This window comes from Kordiimonas aestuarii, assembly GCF_025574465.1.
Lineage (GTDB): Bacteria > Pseudomonadota > Alphaproteobacteria > Sphingomonadales > Kordiimonadaceae > Kordiimonas > Kordiimonas aestuarii.
Genome location: NZ_JAOBPP010000013.1, coordinates 25157 through 41743, shown reverse-complemented (window position 1 = coordinate 41743; position 16587 = coordinate 25157). Strand labels below are relative to the sequence as shown.

Genomic DNA, 16587 nt, shown 5'->3' with positions numbered 1-16587 from the left:
AAAAAAGGGGAGTTAACCATGACAGCCATGCCTATGCGCCATTTGTTGGCCGCAACCACCCTCAGCCTGAGCCTCGCCATGCCTGCCATCGCCGAAGACGGCCTGAACGCAGAAGAACAAGCCATTGTGGCAGCGGTCGAGGCGGATTTTGACGCCCAGATCGCCTTCCTTGAAAAAATTGTCAACATCAACAGCGACACGCGCAACCCGGCGGGCGTGCGCAAGGTTGGCGCGGTGTTCAATGAAGAATTCAAGGCGCTGGGGTTCGAGACCGGCTGGATATCCATGCCGGAGGAGATGGACCGTGGCGGCCATTTTGTCGCCCGCCACATGGGTGATGGAGGAAAAAAAGCGCTGTTGATCGGCCACCTTGATACCGTCTTCCCCCTTGCCAGCCCGTTCCAGAAGTTTGAGCGCGACGGCAACCGCATCACCGGCCCGGGCATCGCCGATATGAAAGCTGGTGACGCCATAGTGCTCTATGCCCTGAAGGCGCTCAAGACCGCCGGCCATCTGGACCGTGGCAGCTATACCGTCTTTTTCACCGGTGATGAGGAATCGACCGGCAAGCCGCTTGATATTTCCCGCAAGGATCTGATCGACGCCGGAAAATGGAGCGACTTTGCGCTTAATTTTGAAGGCAGCACCGAGGGCATGGCCGTGATCGGACGGCGCGGGTCATCCGGCTGGTCGCTGACCACGTCGGGCGTGCGGGCGCACTCAAGCGGTGTCTTCAGCGAGCGGGTGGGCGCCGGTGCCATTTTTGAAGCATCACGCATCCTGCACCGGTTTTATAACGAGGTTCAGGGCGAACATGGCCTGACCTTCAACCCCGGGGTCATCGCGGGCGGTACCTTTGTCGAGGAAGGAGAGAACACCGCCGCACAAAACGCGTACGGCAAAGACAATGTGGTGGCGCAGAAAGCCGTGGTGCACGGCGGCCTCAGGTTCATGAGTGAAGAGCAGAAGGAGCGCGCCCGCGCCAAAATGCGCGAAATTGTCGCCGCGAACCTGCCACAAACCGGTGCGGAAATCACCTTCGAGGACAGCTATCCCGCCATGCAGGAAAGCGATGCCAACCGCGCCATGCTGGCCACCCTCAGCGATATCAACGTCGCACTGGGCGAGGGCCCGCTGACGGCGTACCCGCCGGAGAAACGCGGCGCGGCGGATGCCAGCTTTGTCGCCCCCCACACGCCGACCATGGACGGCCTTGGCGGCTATGGCGGCGGCGGGCACACACCTGAAGAATGGCTGGACCTTGAGAAACAGAAGTTCGCTACCGCGCGGGCGGCGGTATTGCTGTACCGCCTGATGCGGCAGGACTAGAAGACAACCACCCCAACCCCGGGCATCCCCCGGGGTTGTTTCTGCCCATGCGCCACAATCATCAACCCAGAAACACAACAGGGCTTGCAGGTATAAGTACTTGGGCTTATTCGTTTTTCTCTACCCGTTCCTTAATTTCCTGCAATTCCTCGATGCGGACGTTGCCTGTCCGGGCCATGCGTTGCTTGTTCAGTTGCAGGAGAAGCTGTTCCTGCTCAAGCGAGAAGCGGGAGAAATTACGCACCGTGGACGCCAGGCTGTCAGCCAGCATTGATGAATTCATTGCCGCGTTCGTCGACCCGGCAATCCGCACGGTCGCCAGTGCAGAGGAATTTTTCTGCGAGGCACCCCCATAATCGCGGGTGTTGCCGCGCAGACTGGCAACGCTCCAGTCGTCCACCTCCGGCGCAAGCCTGCGCGCCTTCTCCACCTTGTCGCGGACAGGGCCAGGCTGAAGATAAGCCAGCAAATGGGCCTTCAGGTCTTTTTGAAAATCGGGAAAAAACATTGCGTAACGCTCATACAGGCTTGAGACACGCGCGGTCTTCCCAGCTTTGAGAGAGGTACCCCGGTTTGAGTTGATAAATTCAAAGGCGTTGGCGTTTAGCTGCGTGTGCAGTTTCTCGCCGGTAAAGGCCTCCTTGCGAATATTGGGCCCGCCAATAACACCCTCATAAAACCCGTAGATAATCAGCGGGTCCGAAGGCCACCGTCTCGCCACGATTTCAAACCTGATGTCATTCAGCGACAATGGCACACCCTGCACAGTCACCAGCTTTTTATTCATCATGCCGTCACGGCCATAGAGCAGCCGCTTCATATTATTCTGGCTATGCTGGACCAGCTCTTCCAGCAGGGCGACGTTATGCAGGTTCAGCCAGTAAGCGATCTGCTCCGCGGTACTGAAACTGGTAATGGGCACGTCGTCCGGAACCCTCTCCAGGCTTTTGCGGATCATGGCCAGAACCACTAGCACGCCCTCTTCCTCCAGGGCTTCCAGCCAGATGCGGTTGCCCTCATAGGCGGTATAAACGTTCCGCTTGGCTTTCATCCGAGAGCCAAGCGATGCCTTGATATCAGGCGCGCGCTCTCGGTTCGACAAACCGGTGATCAGCACCGTGTTCTCCAGAACAGCTGTCAGGTCGTCATAATTGATATGATACGGCAGATGACCCGGCGCAGCAGCACCCGGGCCGTCATCCGCCGCGCCGACAGCCCCCGCATTGCTGGCAATTGCTGCGCAAAAGGCACAGATCATGACCATTACTGATGTGAGAAGCTTTTTCATTATCCCCCCGGATCGCAGTGAATCTCTACTATAAGCGTAAAAATTACACGGTAAGACGTCAATAAAAAGCTATAATATAACAGAATAAAATAAAAAATGGCCGGAGCACCTGCCTGCTCCGACCACATCAAACCCCGGATATCAATACCCGCAGGCTATTGCCCGCCCTCATCGTCCTCCGGCTCGGGTTCGGGCCGCTGTGCGCCCTCCCCCGCCGTGCGGTTCCTAGGCTCCTGAATTTCTTCAATATTCACATTACCCGTGCGGTTGGCACGCTGGCGGTTCAACTGCATCAGCATCTTCAATTGCTCGGGCGAGAAACGCATGTGGTTCTCTGCCACGTCCGCCATATCTGTCACCAGGGTGCTGGCGATATTGACGGGCACATCATTGATGCCGGACATCTGCGCGGTGGCCAGCGCTGAACCATTGGTTTGCAGCGCGCCACCATAATCGCGCGTGTTGCCGCGCACACTGGCAACCGTCCAGTCATCCACGTCCGGTTTCAAGAAGCTGGCGCGCTCAATGTTGTTGCGGACCCGACCCTGGTACAGATAGCTCAACAGATGCGCTTTCAGGTCTTTCTGGAAATCAGGGAAAAACATGTTGTAGCGCTCATAAAGGCTTGAAACCCGCACGGTCCGGCCACCCTTGAGATAGGTACCCCGGTTGGAGTTGATGAACTCCGTCGCATTGGCTGCAAGCTGGGCATACAGCGTTTCGCCGGTAAAGGCTTCCTTGCGGATATTCGGCCCACCGATAACTCCCTCATAAAGCCCGTAGATGATCAACGGTTCGTGCGACAGGCTGCGGGCAAGAATATTATAGCGAATGTCGTTCAGCGAAATACTGGTGTCGCGAATGGTGATGAACTTGCGGTCCAGCATGCTGTCCTCACCATAGAGGAGCTCCTGCATATTGTTCTGGCTGTGACGCATCAGCTCTTCAAGGAAGGCGACATTATGCAGGTTCAGCCAATAGGCCACCTGCTCATTGGTCGAAAGCTGGGTGATCGGCGTTTTATCGAGCACTTTTTCAAGGCTCATGCGGATCTGTTTGACCACTTCATAGGCGTCTTCTTCCTCAAGCGCGGCAGCATAAAACCGGTTGCCCTCATAGGCCGTGTAGACATTGCGCTTGGCTTTGAAGCGGGTGCCGATATTGCTTTTGATATCGGCTGCACGCTCGCGGGTGGACTGCCCGGTGACCAGCACAATGTTTTTGAGGAGTCCGGTCACGTCATCATAATTGATAGTCACATCCAGCGTCTCGCGGCTGTCCGCACGGGCGCTGTCATCGGCCCTCTGTTGCGCCGCGCTGGCGGTGCCCGCCGCGACCATCGCCATAAAGCCAAAAGCCACAATTTTCCCGGATAAGTATCGCATGATGCTTCCCCTCTTCCTGCTGTCCCTACCCTGTATTTAAGCACTAAATACAGGGAAAGTGAAGATTGAGCATCCTCCGTCACTCCCGCGCAGGCGGGAATCCGGAGATAGCCACATCGCGCTTACGTCCGTCACACTGGACTCCGCCTGCGCGGGAGTGACGACTGTGGCGATCAAGGGCTTCGGCAGAAGGGCTGATTGACAAATATACGCCGAAAGAACGCCATGCTCTTGAAATTAAATCGTGCACGATTATATAACTCCCATGGCGCAGGGCATGGTGCCCGGCAAAACGGCGGAGACAAAACAGATGACAGGGCCACAGGCATTATCGCTGAAGCTTGATGACCAGCTTTGTTTTGCGCTTTATTCGGCGTCTAACGCGCTGAAGAAGGTTTACCGCCCGGCGCTGACACACCTTGGCCTGACCTACCCGCAGTATCTGGTGATGATGGTCTTGTGGGAACGGGACAGCCAGAGGGTGAGCGAGATTGGCGAACGGCTTTTCCTCGACAGCGCTACCCTGACGCCGCTCCTGAAGCGCATGGAGACCATGGCGCTGGTTAGCCGCGTGCGCGCCGTTGAGGACGAACGCCAGGTGATTGTCAGCCTGACAGATAAGGGCAAGGCCCTCAGGGACGACGCCGGCGTAGCGCCGATGGAAGCCTTTCAGGCCACTGGTTGCACGCCCGAAGAGCTGATCGCGCTGCGGGACCAGCTCAAATCCCTGCGCGCGGACCTCATGAGCCACGCGGGGGAATAAACCGAAGCACATAACCCGAACCACCCCGGCCTGCGGGCCGGAAAAACCGGCCGATGACACCAGATTGCCACAGGCACCTGCCAGCGTCCGTACAATGAGTTGAGGAATATAAATCGCGCACTATTTAATAGGCAAAGATTTATAATAACCCCGAAGGAGACAGACCATGAAACTGGACAAAACACTCTATACCGCCCATGCCACAGCAACCGGCGGCCGCGAAGGCAAGGCATCATCTGACGACGGTGCGCTGGACGTGAAACTTTCCACCCCCAAGGGCCTTGGCGGCGCGGGTGGTGACGGCACCAACCCCGAGCAGCTTTTTGCCGCAGGGTACGCTGCTTGTTTCATCGGCGCGATGAAAGCCGTTGGCGGCAAGACCGGCATCAAAGTGCCGGATGATGTTTCCATCAGTTCAAAAGTGGGCATTGGCCCGATCGCGAACGGCTTTGGCATCGAGGTGGAGCATAATATCTCCCTGCCCGGCCTGGACAAGGAGACAGCAGAAAAACTGGTGGCCGCAGCGCATCAGGTTTGCCCCTACTCGAACGCTACCCGTGGCAATATCGACGTGACGCTGAATATCGTCTAGGGCGTTGCCCGGCGACCAGGCCAACAGCACATGCCGCGGCTTTCCGGCCGCGGCGTGCCTAAAATCGTAGCGGCTCCTCAGCACTAGCACATCAGTGTGGCGTGCCCGACCATGCCATGCATGCCCCACTTTGCCGACAGCATCGCACTGGGTATCATCAGCCCATTTTTGTGCTATAATCGCCATCAGGCTCCGCTGATTTTTTTTGTGCGCGGCGCTTTTTTCTCGGCCCATATAACGCCGTACGGTTTCCGCGCATATTTCGCACAGAAACCGGCATTTTCCGCACACTTTCCACACAGTTTTCGCACAGATCTGTGCAGGCGTTTTTCTTGAAATTTTCGCGGTGACTTCCCATCTATTGCCTTCACGACAGGGAGGTCACATGACACATAACCGGGTTACTCTGGGCGGCTGCCTTTGCGGGCAGGTACGCTTTGAAATCAAAGGAAAAATACGTGATGTGGTGAATTGCCACTGCAGCATGTGCCAGAAGCTGCACGGCAGTTTTGGTGCCCATACCAAGGCACCAAAAGCCGACATCACCCTGACACGCGACGAAGGTCTGGCGTGGTATAAATCCTCCGACGTGGCCCGCCGCGGCTTCTGTAAAAACTGTGGCTCCAGCCTGTTCTGGGAGCCCTTCGACTACCCCGATACCGGCATCCTGGCCGGTAGCCTTGACGGCCCTACGGGGCTTAAAGTCATGGGGCATATCTTCGTTGGCGAAAAGGCGGATTTTATTGAAATTTCAGACGATTATCCGCAATTTGACCGCTCCTCGGATGGCCAGTTCACCGGCGACTATCGCTGAGCCTGCCCCTCTCCCTATAGCTGCCGCGGAAACCATGCGGCGCTTCGGTGCTGCTTAAAGCCCACACCCCTGGCAGTTTATCGCTAAAACTGCCTGACTCAGGCCTTGCTTCGTTTGACAGCGCTGTCAAACACGAGGATACTGGCCACGAACCCCTGGTGGCACAACCACCACCATGGCTTCACAATTGGATGTCCGTAAGCCACTGAATTATATTCACAATTTCACTTTATTACGAGACCGAAATAAATGCCCGACCCCATGATGCATACCTACCCAAAACATAACTTGGGCCAGTCCGGCCTGCCCATAGGTCCCATCGCCTATGGCTGCTGGCGGTTTGCAGGTACCGATGTGGCGGCAGCGCAACGCAAAATCGAAACCGCGATCGCGTGCGGCATGACCCTGATCGACACCGCGGACATTTACGGCATCGACAACCCCGCGGGTTTTGGCAGTGCGGAAGCATTGCTGGGGGATGTGTTCAAGGCCCAGCCTGCGCTTAGGTACGATATGGTACTGGCCAGCAAAGGCGGCATTGAGCCCGGCGTACCCTATAATTCAACCAAACCATATCTGATGCGGGCCTGTGAGGCATCGCTGAAACGCCTGCGGACCGACACCATCGACCTGTACCAGGTTCACCGGCCCGACATGCTCGCGCCGTTTGAAGAAGTCGCAGACGCCCTCAGCACCCTGCGCTCCCAGGGCAAGATCCGCGAAGCGGGGGTTTCCAACTATAGCCCAAGCCAGTTCCGCGCCTTGCAAGCAAACCTTGATTTTCCGCTGGCGTCACACCAGCCGGAATTCTCTGCAATGGAACTTGGCCCCCTTCTGGACGGCACCTTTGACCAGTGTCAGGAAACCGGCGCGCTGGCGCTGGCATGGTCGCCCCTTGCCGGCGGATTGCTGATCCACGGCAAGACAGACGAGGAGGAGAAAGCCAATAGGCTTTATGCTGTTGCCGCGATCCTGGATGCAATTGCGGCGCAAAACAGCGTAACCCGCGCGGCAGCTGCGCTCGCCTTCGCCATGATGCACCCGGCACGGGTGGTGCCTATTGTCGGCACGCAGACGCCAGCGCGCATCAAGGAAGCCGCCTCGGCCGCGCGTGTCAGGATCAGCCGCGCTGACTGGTACCGCGTGGTCGAAGCCAGTCTGGGTGCGCGCCTGCCATAACAAACCCGGCGGCTAAACCAGAAGGTGTCTTTTCAATTTGAGATAGGATGCTTATGCTGGTGCGTGGGATTGGAGTTCCGGGAAGATTATGTTTCGCATCACTATTTTTGCCACCCTGCTTGGCGCGTTTTTAATCGCGCCCTGTGGACAGACACACGCTGACCATGCCACCATCCGCCATATCTGGACAGTGGATGCCGGCCTTTTCGAACCTGAATCCGTCGCAATGGACGAAGAACGTAATGTCATTTATGTCTCCAACGTCGTGGGCTACGGCCAGAACGGGAAGGGATATATAAGCCGCCTTTCCATGTCAGGTCGCATGATCGACGAGAAATGGATCGAGGGGCTTAACGCGCCCACAGGCATGGCGCTCTATGGCAACTCCTTATATTTTGCTGATTATAATCAACTGGTTAAAGTTGACGTCACCACCCGGGAAATCACCGGGCGGTATCCGGCCCCCGATCCAGAGCCCTGCCTGAATGATGTCGCCATTGCCGAAGACGGCACGGTATATGTCTCGGGCAGTTGCCGAAAAGCGGTTTACAGGCTCGACAACGATGCCCTGACACCCTTCATTGACAATCCAACCGCGCTCAACCTCGTGAACGGGCTTTATGTGGCACGCGACATGCTGCTGACCGGTGGTTGGCAGATATGGATATGGGACCGTGTGACAGGCGAACCACTGGCAGAAGGCCCCGTTACCCTGCAGGATAACGTGCGCGACATCGACGGCATTGCATGGGACGGTGAAGCCTTCATTTTCTCTATGGTCAATGACCGCAGGCTTTGGCGCCTGGGCGCAGATGGTATTGCGGTTCCCATCTCCGAAGAAACGTTCGACGCCGTCGATTTCCAGTATGATTATGTCACCGGCCTCCTTATCATGCCGCGCATACCCGCGGACGGCACACACAAGGTTTCCGCCTATCGGCTGACCTTCCAGTAACGTCCCGCCCAACCCTTGAGATACGGAGCAGAACCATGCGTACCCTATTTATTGTCCTTCTGGTGCTGTCAGGTTTCTCCGCGGTCGCCGGTGAACCCATCAAGGAACTTGCCGCCCTTTCGCCGTTTGCCGGTAAAACCTGGCGTACGGCCAGCGGCAGCGTCGACGGCTCCGAAAATGCCACTGACATTTCCAAGTGGGAATGGGCGATGCACGGCCGTGCGGTCCGCATTACCCACAGCGTCAACGGTGGCTCCTATGCCGGTGAAAGCCTGATCCATTGGGACGGTCAGCAGGAGAAAATCATCTTCCGCTATGTGACAACAGCCAGCTTTTACACCGATGGGATCATTACCCCGGTTGAGGGCGGGATTGAGGTGCACGAGTTTGTGCGCGGGGCAAAGTCAGGCCCAACCGAAACCCGCTCCGCCTACATGCTCAAGGATGGTGAGATGCACGGCTGGGCACAGCTGAAAACAGACGGTGAATGGGGCGAAATCAGCGAGTTTCGCTATGAAGAAGCGCCAGACGCCGTGCCTGTCATCGACTGATACAGCTTAGCTCAAGGGGTAGGTAATAGAGACTGTGGTGCCGACATCAGGGATAGATTCCACCTCAAGCTTTCCGCCAACAAGGGACAACAGCTTGCTGACCAGCGGCAAACCAACACTCAGGCCAACGGCGCTGCCGTCAGCTGTGTAGGCATCGCCCGCGCGGCCAAAAACAGACATGATCGCGTCAACCTCCTCACGCGACATACCTGCCCCGGTATCGGTGACCCGCACACAATAGGCACCCTCATGCACAGCCCCACGCACCGTAACCACACCGTTTGCGGGGGCATATTTCACCGCGTTCGAAAGCACCTTGATAACAGCCTGCCTGAGGATACGGATATCTCCCTCGATCAGAGCGCTTTCAGCCTGCGCATCGAGGAACAGGTGTTTTTCATGCGCCGCCGGGGCCAGCAGATTCACCGCCATAGTGACCACTTCTTCCGGGTCAAGCGGGTCGTGTGAAACCTCAAAGCGGCCAGCCTCCAGGTCGGACACACTGAGAATATCCGACATCAACACCAGAAGTTCCTGCCCGTTATTGCGGATGAGCTGGAGATAATCCCTGAGTTTCTTGCCGTCAATCGGGCTATGGGTCTGGGAGATCAGCAGGTCGGAGAAACCGATGATTGCGTTCAGGGGCGTGCGTATCTCATGGCTGATATTGGCGAGGAAACTGGACTTGATCTGCAGCGCATCGGCCGCGCGCTTCTGGGCTTGGTGCAGATCATGCGCGCGGGCCTGTAACTCGGCATTCGCCGTGGCCAAATGGCTGGAAAGGGCACCACGCTCAGCTTGTTCCTGCCGGTAGCGCAGGGTGAAAAGCCACATCAGGATAACTGCGAACACAACGGTCGCCACCGGTACACTTTCCATGCCCTCAAGCACCCCGGTGGACGTGACAAGCGCGTCCGCGATCATCGCTATGACAAGGATGGCCCAGCCTACCAGCGCCACATTGGCGCCGGTACGGCCGTTGGACCGTGCCCTTAAAAAGGCAAGCAGCACCATGATACCCGTGATACCCGCCACCAGCATATAGACGTTCCGGGTATTGATCATCCAATCAAGCGGCGCAAATATCGCCGCAAGGGTAAAAAGCCCGCCAACGGAAAACAGCATGAGCATGCCGCCTTTACTTGCCTCGTCTGGAAACAAGCCGTAAGCCAGCCCGTAGAAGAAGGGCAGCATGATAAAAAAGCTTATATATTCCAGCCTCAGCGAGAGCGAATAGCTTACATCGCTGACAAAAAGCCATTCATAGTCCTGCAGCAGCACAAGGCGGATCGCAATCAGGACCAGCACAAAGCCGCCGCTGTAATAATAACTTTCGCCCGCATGCCACAGCGCAAGCAGGATGGTATACAAGCCAATGGCCACAAACAGCCCCGCATAAACCATAATGGCCGCAAGCCGCCCGTTTTCGGTGCGCAGTGCCGCAGCGCCTTGCCGCAGGGTCGGTGCCGTCAGCAGGCCCGCCTGAAAGTGCGAGGCATTGGAAACCTGAATGACCAGAAAAAGCTCAGGCTGTGTGGCGTCAAGCTGCAGGGGCCCGGGCGGTCCGAACGCATGTTGCTCGGCCTGCTCGGTGGACGGGTCTCCGTTCTGCCCCAAAAGCTCAACGCGGTCATTGCCACCAGCTTGCGGATAGACGGCATAATAACGGTAAACACTACGGATCTTTCCTGGCACAACGAAGTTCTCTTGCTTCCTCAGCGCGAGCTTTCGTACATAGGTCACGCTGCCAAAGGCGCCGTCCGGGCCGGATTGCCCCCGAATGAAGTCCGGCAAGTCATCCACCAGCCGGGCATCATCTATCTGCCGCACCGCCAGTTCAGGGGCCAGCAGTTTGCCATCATGGGCATACCAATCATGGGCAAGGTGCTGACCGTCACCATGGTGGGGCTGATAAAGCGTGAAAGGCGAGAACACTGTCAGCCCACCCAGTAAAATCATCAGCAATACAAGAACCCAAATTCTTGGCACTGTCTTCCCCTCATCCACCCCTTTTAGCCTATCGCTTGCCACGCGCGGGCACCAGCACAAACGAAACGGAGCCGCCTTCCGCATATATTCATACCGGATGCTGCGAAGGCATGCCCGATACTGCGCTGCGCCATTGAAGGCCAGGACATGAGGCCCACTTTTGTTTTCTCAACGCATGGAGGATATGATGACATCACTTATCGAGAAACGGACAATCGGCCGGTCGGACATGGCTGTAGGCGCCATCGGCCTCGGCTGCATGGGCCTTTCCGCGTTTTACGGCGAACCAACCGACAAGACCACGGCCATCAGGCTTTTGCACGAAGCCGCCGAACGGGGAGTGGACCATTTTGACACCGCAGAAATGTATGGCCCCCACACCAATGAAACACTGCTGGGCAAGGCCTTCGCGGACCGCCGCGATAAAGTGAAAATCGCCACCAAGTTTGGCATCAGGGTTGTAGCGAAACCAGATCAGCCGGGTGGTCTTGACGGAAGCCCTGAAAACTGCCGTAGCGCTGTCGAGGGCTCGCTCAAGCGCCTGCAAACCGATCATATAGACCTCTATTACCTGCACCGACTGGACCCCGACACCCCGGTGGAGGAGACAGTAGGCGCCATGGCGGAGCTGGTGACAGAAGGCAAGGTTGGTGCGATTGGCCTTTCCGAAGTGCTGGGTGATACCCTGAAACGTGCCGCTGCCGTGCACCCCATCGCAGCGGTACAATCCGAGTATTCCATCTTCACGCGCGGGATCGAGCAGACACTTTTCCCCGCGCTCAAGGAACTGGGCACCAGCCTTGTCGCCTACTCTCCCCTTGGTCGCGGCATGCTTGCCGGCGCCTTCCAGCGTGGCAAAGAACCGGGCGACAAAGATTGGCGGGCTGTAACAGTGCCACGTTTCAGCAAAGAGAATATCGATGCCAATCGCGCACTGGCGGATGAGGTCATCGGGATTGCAGCAAGGAAGGGCGTGACGCCGTCACAGATCGCGCTTTCCTGGGTACTGACGCAAGGAGAACACATCGTCGCCATTCCCGGCACCACAAAGCTGGCGAACCTCAAGGCGAACCTAGGCGCTTATGAAGTCAGCCTGTCAGAAGACGACCGTGCCGCACTGGCGCCGCTGGCTGACCGTGTGGCTGGCAACCGGTACAGCGACATGGGCATGGCGATCATCGACGTCTAAAAAACGGGAGGGGCCAATCGCCCCTCCCGCCCTCTTATCTGGTTCGTCGATCAACCTGATCGAAACATTCCATTGCGTGATGGGCTTCAAGTGCTTGGCAAATGCCGGGGCAGCTTTTATGTAGTAGCCAAGACTTGATTGAACCCGTTCGGGGGCAGGATTGCCCGCGCGATATGTTGTAGGAAACCAGAAATGGCTGAAACAAAACACACCAACCTTCTTATCATCGGTTCTGGCCCGGCAGGCTATACTGCCGCGATTTATGCTGCCCGCGCCAGCCTGTCACCTACGATCGTGACCGGCATGCAGGCAGGTGGCCAACTCACTATCACCACGGATGTTGAGAACTACCCCGGGTTCGCGGAAGCGGTTCAAGGCCCCGACCTGATGGAAGCCATGCGCCAGCAGGCAGAAAACGTCGGCACCGATATCGTATATGACCTGATCACCGAAGTGGACCTCAAGGCCACGCCAAAACGTGCGGTTGGTGACAGTGGCACGGTCTATACCGCTGACGCCATCGTGATCTCGACCGGTGCGCAAGCCAAATGGCTGGGCCTTGAAAGCGAGCAGAAGTTCAACGGGTATGGCGTATCGGCCTGCGCGACATGTGACGGCTTTTTCTACCGCGGCAAGGATGTCGTGGTGGTAGGCGGCGGCAATACTGCCGTTGAAGAAGCCCTGTATCTTTCGAACATCTGTTCCAAGGTGACCATCATTCACCGCCGGGATGAATTCCGCGCCGAACGTATCCTGCAGGAACGTCTCTTTGATACCAAAAACATCGAAGTGAAGTGGGACACCGTGCTTGATGAAGTTGTCGGCACCGAAAGCCCGCTGGGTGTGACGGGTGTGAAACTGAAAAGTGTAAAAACCGGCGCGGTAGAAGACCTTGCGGTACACGGTGTGTTTATCGCCATCGGCCACAAACCGTCGACTGAACTCTTCAAGGATCAACTACCAATGGATGATGAGGGCTATCTGATCAAGAAGCCGGACAGCACCCAGACCGATATTCCGGGCGTTTATGCCGCGGGAGACGTTACCGACAAAGTCTACCGTCAGGCAGTGACCGCCGCGGGCATGGGCTGCATGGCAGCGCTGGAAGCCGAAAAATATATCGCGGAGCTGCATCACAGCGCATCGAAAGCGGCTGAATAACACCGCTGTCCGAACATCAATAGATATAGAAGGCGGTTTTCGCCGCCTTTTTGCGTTCCGCAGCAAATAGATAAAATTTAACATAAATATTAATGCATTTTTATAGTGTAAGCGCTTATGGTGCCTAACCAACGGGGGGGTCGAACAACACTAAATGCCTGAAATAGTTTAACTATTCTCGCTTTAGGAGAAAAATGAGTGTTCGACACAATAAAAAAGTTTAATCGTGCAACCGATCGAGGCGCCGCGGCTTCCATTGAAGCCCTGTCTCAATCGCAAGCCATGATTGAATTCAAGCCGGACGGTACCATTCTGGCTGCCAACGATCTCTTTCTGGAAACCTTGGGATACACCCGTGCCGATATCATCGGTAAACACCACAGCATGTTTGTGGATGATACCGAAAGAACTGGTGCTGAATATAAAGGCTTCTGGGAAACGCTCAGGCGTGGCGAGTATCGGACAGGAACATTTCAGCGTATCGGGAAAGACACCCGCAAACTGTGGCTTCAAGCTATATATGTGCCCGTCCGCCACAAAGGGGGCAAGGTTGAAAAAATCATCAAGTTCGCGACCGATATAACAACAGCCGAACACCACAATATCGATGCTGAAAGCAAACTCGCAGCCCTTGATCGCGCGCAGGCCACGATCGAGTTTGAACTGAACGGTACGATCATCACAGCAAATGACAATTTCCTGAATGCCGTTGGCTATAGCCTCAAAGATATACAGGGCAAACATCACCGAATTTTTGTGTCTGAGGAAGACAGAAACTCAGCCAAATATGCAGAATTCTGGCAGGAGTTACGTAGCGGCAGTTTCAAGAATGGTGAATATCGCCGGAAAAAAAGCGATGGCTCTGACCTGTGGCTGCAGGCAACATACAATCCGATCATAGACCGTGATGGCACCCTCCTCAAGGTGGTGAAATTTGCCAGCGACATCACAGCAGACAAACTTCGTAACGCCGATTATCTAGGCAAACTGGCCGCACTGGACAAGGCACAAGCCATCATCGAATTTGACCTTGACGGCAACATTCTGATGGCAAACGCAAACTTTCTGAATGCGGTTGGTTACTCGTTGGACGAGATTACAGGAAAACATCACAAGATTTTTGTCTCCTCGGAGGAGACCGCCAGCGAAGCCTATGGCGTTTTCTGGAAATCCCTCAAGGACGGGCAGTTCCAGAGCGGTGAGTTCCAGCGGGTTGGCAAAAACGGCGATACCGTCTGGTTGCAGGCAACATATAACCCGATCGTCGGACCGGATGGGCGCCCCTTCAAGGTGGTCAAATTCGCTGCCGATATAACCGATGCTGTGAAGGCCCGCCGGGAAACTGCGCGCATCGCCGCCATCGTGGACGAAAAGCTCGAAAATATCGTTCAGTCCATCAGCGCGGCCAACCTCAAATCCGGCTCGGCGGCCGGTGCCTCCACTCAGACAGAGGCCATGGTTCAGACCGTTGCCGCCGCAGCGGAGGAACTGGACGCTTCTTTCCAGGAAATTGCCAGCAGCGTCAGCATGGCGCGAAACGCGGTGCAAAAAACCGCCGACGAAACAAACGCCGCAGACACATCGACCAAGGCGCTGAGCGAAGCCGCTGAGGCGATGAACAAGATTGTCACCCTTATTGATGACATCGCGGCGCAGATCAACCTGCTTGCCCTGAACGCAACCATCGAGTCTGCACGCGCCGGCGAGGCGGGCCGGGGTTTCGCGGTCGTCGCCAGTGAGGTGAAAAACCTTGCTGGTCAGGTAGCTGCTGCCACCAGTCAGATCTCAGGCGAGATTGAACGGATGCAGGACGTCTCAAGCGATGTGATCACGCGCCTTACCTCGATCAATGGGGCTGTCAACAATGTGCAGGGCAGTGTCGCGGGCATCGCGGGCGCCATTGAAGAGCAAAGCACCGTCACCCGGGAAATTTCAGCCAATATGAATACCGCAGCCGGCGCTGTTGCTGATATCAACAGCAACCTGAAAGACTTGACGGATAATATCAGCATTGCCGATGGCCATGCCCAGGAAGGCATCCAACTCTATCGCAGCCAACAGCGGCAACCCTAAAACCCGGTCATCATGCCAGGGCGGACAAGATCGCCGCTCTGGCTGCCTGACCGGGTCCGGTGAGGGTAATGATGTTCCTGCCGTCCCCTGCATTCACCAGGGCAATCAGGCCCGCGCCGCTCGCAGACAGGGTAGAGATATGCTGATAGGCTTGGGGTTCGGTCATGCCCACTGCACGAGCAATCTCACCCACTGTGGGTTCACCAAGGTCGATCAACACCAGAAAACATATGATGGATTCTGCAGCCAGCCCCGGGTGGTGGCTTTTGAAATAGGCCGACGCCTGCTCAAGAATTGACTTGTTGCTCACCGTGCGCTCCTGCCCCGTTAATCTGGACTTGCCCCATATGGTGCATCATATAGTATGCAAAACAAAGGCTTGCAGCAATATCTGCAATCACATGAGCCGCCGGGAGGGACAATATGGATTGGGACCGCTTACGCATCTTTCATACAGTGGCAGAAAGCGGCAGCTTCACCAACGCCGGGGCACGCCTCAATTGCAGCCAATCCGCCGTCAGCCGCCAGATCCGCGCTCTTGAGGAAAGCCTTAATGTTTCGCTCTTCACGCGTCACGCACGCGGGCTCGTGCTCACGCAGGAGGGACAGGAACTCTATAACACCGCGCGTGAAGTGGTTCTGCGCATCGAGGAAACCGAGCGCAGCCTGATGGAAAGCCGCGAACGGCCCTCGGGACTATTGCGCGTCACCACCATGGTAACCTTCGGGGCCGTCTGGCTGACCCCACATCTTGAACAGTTCATGACCGAATACCCCGATATCAACATAAAGCTGATTCTTGACGATGCCGACCTTGACCTTTCCGCCGGCGAGGCTGATGCCGCAATCCGACTGCATGAGCCCGAACAAGCGGACCTGATCCAGCGGCCACTTGCCACCTTCCACAGCCACATATACGCCAGCCCGGAATATCTCGACCGGCGTGGCACGCCCGTGACAACCGATGATCTCGACAGTCATGACCTGATCACGTTTGGCCTTACGAATGTGCCTACAATCCGCGGGCTGAACTGGCTCCTGACGGTCGGCGACCCCCGCAAGCCCCGTATCCCGCGCCTGCAGATCGATAACCTTTATGGCGTGCTGCATGCCGTGGAGGCAGGCATGGGCATCGCCGTGTTGCCTGATTATCTGGTGCATGACCGCAAGAAACTGGTACGGGTGTTGCCCAAGGTCGAAGGCACGCCGTTTAACGCCTATTATTGTTATGCGCCTGAACTCCGGGGGTCATTGCGTGTAGCCCTGTTCCGTGACTTCATGGTCCGCCAGATCAGGGCCGAGAGTAATATCCTCTGATA

15 protein-coding genes are annotated in these 16587 nt (G+C 56.6%); 11 read left to right on the top strand and 4 right to left on the bottom strand.

Annotated elements, in window-relative coordinates:
• Positions 1 to 18: 18 nt before the first annotated feature.
• Positions 19 to 1329: a M20/M25/M40 family metallo-hydrolase gene (locus OEU85_RS03035; RefSeq protein WP_262689962.1), complete on the top strand. Its 1311-nt coding sequence runs from the start codon at positions 19 to 21 to the stop codon at positions 1327 to 1329.
• A gap of 106 nt (positions 1330 to 1435) precedes the next feature.
• On the opposite strand, the gene OEU85_RS03030 is transcribed toward OEU85_RS03035, so the two are convergent.
• Positions 1436 to 2617, bottom strand: a complete 1182-nt coding sequence (locus OEU85_RS03030) for a DUF547 domain-containing protein (protein WP_262689961.1) — start codon at positions 2615 to 2617, stop codon at positions 1436 to 1438.
• Positions 2618 to 2772: 155 nt separating this feature from the next.
• Positions 2773 to 4002, bottom strand: a complete 1230-nt coding sequence (locus OEU85_RS03025; protein WP_262689960.1) for a DUF547 domain-containing protein — start codon at positions 4000 to 4002, stop codon at positions 2773 to 2775.
• A 310-nt stretch (positions 4003 to 4312) separates the two neighbouring features.
• On the opposite strand from OEU85_RS03025, the gene OEU85_RS03020 reads away from it, so the two are divergent.
• The 6 genes from OEU85_RS03020 (at position 4313) to OEU85_RS02995 (ending at position 8856) form a co-directional block, all read left to right on the top strand.
• On the top strand, positions 4313 to 4765 hold the full coding sequence (locus tag OEU85_RS03020) for a MarR family winged helix-turn-helix transcriptional regulator (protein WP_394805379.1): 453 nt from the start codon (positions 4313 to 4315) through the stop codon (positions 4763 to 4765).
• Positions 4766 to 4931: 166 nt separating this feature from the next.
• Entirely contained in the window at positions 4932 to 5357 is a 426-nt protein-coding gene (locus OEU85_RS03015; RefSeq protein ID WP_262689958.1) for an organic hydroperoxide resistance protein, read from the top strand.
• Between the two features lie 385 nt (positions 5358 to 5742).
• Positions 5743 to 6171: a GFA family protein gene (locus OEU85_RS03010; protein ID WP_262689957.1), complete on the top strand. Its 429-nt coding sequence runs from the start codon at positions 5743 to 5745 to the stop codon at positions 6169 to 6171.
• Between the two features lie 249 nt (positions 6172 to 6420).
• Positions 6421 to 7350, top strand: coding sequence for an aldo/keto reductase (locus OEU85_RS03005; RefSeq protein ID WP_262689956.1), 930 nt, complete (start codon positions 6421 to 6423; stop codon positions 7348 to 7350).
• A gap of 88 nt (positions 7351 to 7438) precedes the next feature.
• Positions 7439 to 8305, top strand: a complete 867-nt coding sequence (locus OEU85_RS03000) for an SMP-30/gluconolactonase/LRE family protein (RefSeq protein ID WP_262689955.1) — start codon at positions 7439 to 7441, stop codon at positions 8303 to 8305.
• Between the two features lie 35 nt (positions 8306 to 8340).
• On the top strand, positions 8341 to 8856 hold the full coding sequence (locus OEU85_RS02995; RefSeq protein ID WP_262689954.1) for a hypothetical protein: 516 nt from the start codon (positions 8341 to 8343) through the stop codon (positions 8854 to 8856).
• Positions 8857 to 8862: 6 nt separating this feature from the next.
• Here the strand turns inward: OEU85_RS02995 and OEU85_RS02990 are convergent, their stop codons facing one another.
• On the bottom strand, positions 8863 to 10845 hold the full coding sequence (locus OEU85_RS02990; protein ID WP_262689953.1) for a sensor histidine kinase: 1983 nt from the start codon (positions 10843 to 10845) through the stop codon (positions 8863 to 8865).
• A gap of 199 nt (positions 10846 to 11044) precedes the next feature.
• On the opposite strand from OEU85_RS02990, the gene OEU85_RS02985 reads away from it, so the two are divergent.
• The 3 genes from OEU85_RS02985 to OEU85_RS02975 all read left to right on the top strand — a co-directional run bounded on the left by OEU85_RS02985 (position 11045) and on the right by OEU85_RS02975 (position 15268).
• Positions 11045 to 12034, top strand: coding sequence for an aldo/keto reductase (locus OEU85_RS02985; RefSeq protein WP_394805378.1), 990 nt, complete (start codon positions 11045 to 11047; stop codon positions 12032 to 12034).
• A 192-nt stretch (positions 12035 to 12226) separates the two neighbouring features.
• Positions 12227 to 13195: a thioredoxin-disulfide reductase gene (trxB, locus tag OEU85_RS02980; protein WP_262689951.1), complete on the top strand. Its 969-nt coding sequence runs from the start codon at positions 12227 to 12229 to the stop codon at positions 13193 to 13195.
• Between the two features lie 198 nt (positions 13196 to 13393).
• On the top strand, positions 13394 to 15268 hold the full coding sequence (locus OEU85_RS02975; protein ID WP_262689950.1) for a methyl-accepting chemotaxis protein: 1875 nt from the start codon (positions 13394 to 13396) through the stop codon (positions 15266 to 15268).
• Between the two features lie 10 nt (positions 15269 to 15278).
• Here the strand turns inward: OEU85_RS02975 and OEU85_RS02970 are convergent, their stop codons facing one another.
• Entirely contained in the window at positions 15279 to 15578 is a 300-nt protein-coding gene (locus OEU85_RS02970) for a MarR family transcriptional regulator (RefSeq protein ID WP_262689949.1), read from the bottom strand.
• A gap of 113 nt (positions 15579 to 15691) precedes the next feature.
• Here OEU85_RS02970 and OEU85_RS02965 point away from each other — a divergent pair, with 113 nt between their 5' ends.
• Positions 15692 to 16585, top strand: coding sequence for a LysR family transcriptional regulator (locus OEU85_RS02965; protein WP_262689948.1), 894 nt, complete (start codon positions 15692 to 15694; stop codon positions 16583 to 16585).
• Positions 16586 to 16587: the final 2 nt, after the last annotated feature.

What these genes read in the sequence shown, in the direction of transcription:
- OEU85_RS03035 (WP_262689962.1), top strand. Translation starts at nt 19, where the DNA reads ATGACAGCCATGCCTATGCGCCATTTGTTGGCCGCAACCACCCTCAGC.
- OEU85_RS03030 (WP_262689961.1), bottom strand. Translation starts at nt 2,617, where the DNA reads ATGAAAAAGCTTCTCACATCAGTAATGGTCATGATCTGTGCCTTTTGC.
- OEU85_RS03025 (WP_262689960.1), bottom strand. Translation starts at nt 4,002, where the DNA reads ATGCGATACTTATCCGGGAAAATTGTGGCTTTTGGCTTTATGGCGATG.
- OEU85_RS03020 (WP_394805379.1), top strand. Translation starts at nt 4,313, where the DNA reads ATGACAGGGCCACAGGCATTATCGCTGAAGCTTGATGACCAGCTTTGT.
- OEU85_RS03015 (WP_262689958.1), top strand. Translation starts at nt 4,932, where the DNA reads ATGAAACTGGACAAAACACTCTATACCGCCCATGCCACAGCAACCGGC.
- OEU85_RS03010 (WP_262689957.1), top strand. Translation starts at nt 5,743, where the DNA reads ATGACACATAACCGGGTTACTCTGGGCGGCTGCCTTTGCGGGCAGGTA.
- OEU85_RS03005 (WP_262689956.1), top strand. Translation starts at nt 6,421, where the DNA reads ATGCCCGACCCCATGATGCATACCTACCCAAAACATAACTTGGGCCAG.
- OEU85_RS03000 (WP_262689955.1), top strand. Translation starts at nt 7,439, where the DNA reads ATGTTTCGCATCACTATTTTTGCCACCCTGCTTGGCGCGTTTTTAATC.
- OEU85_RS02995 (WP_262689954.1), top strand. Translation starts at nt 8,341, where the DNA reads ATGCGTACCCTATTTATTGTCCTTCTGGTGCTGTCAGGTTTCTCCGCG.
- trxB (WP_262689951.1), top strand. Translation starts at nt 12,227, where the DNA reads ATGGCTGAAACAAAACACACCAACCTTCTTATCATCGGTTCTGGCCCG.
- OEU85_RS02965 (WP_262689948.1), top strand. Translation starts at nt 15,692, where the DNA reads ATGGATTGGGACCGCTTACGCATCTTTCATACAGTGGCAGAAAGCGGC.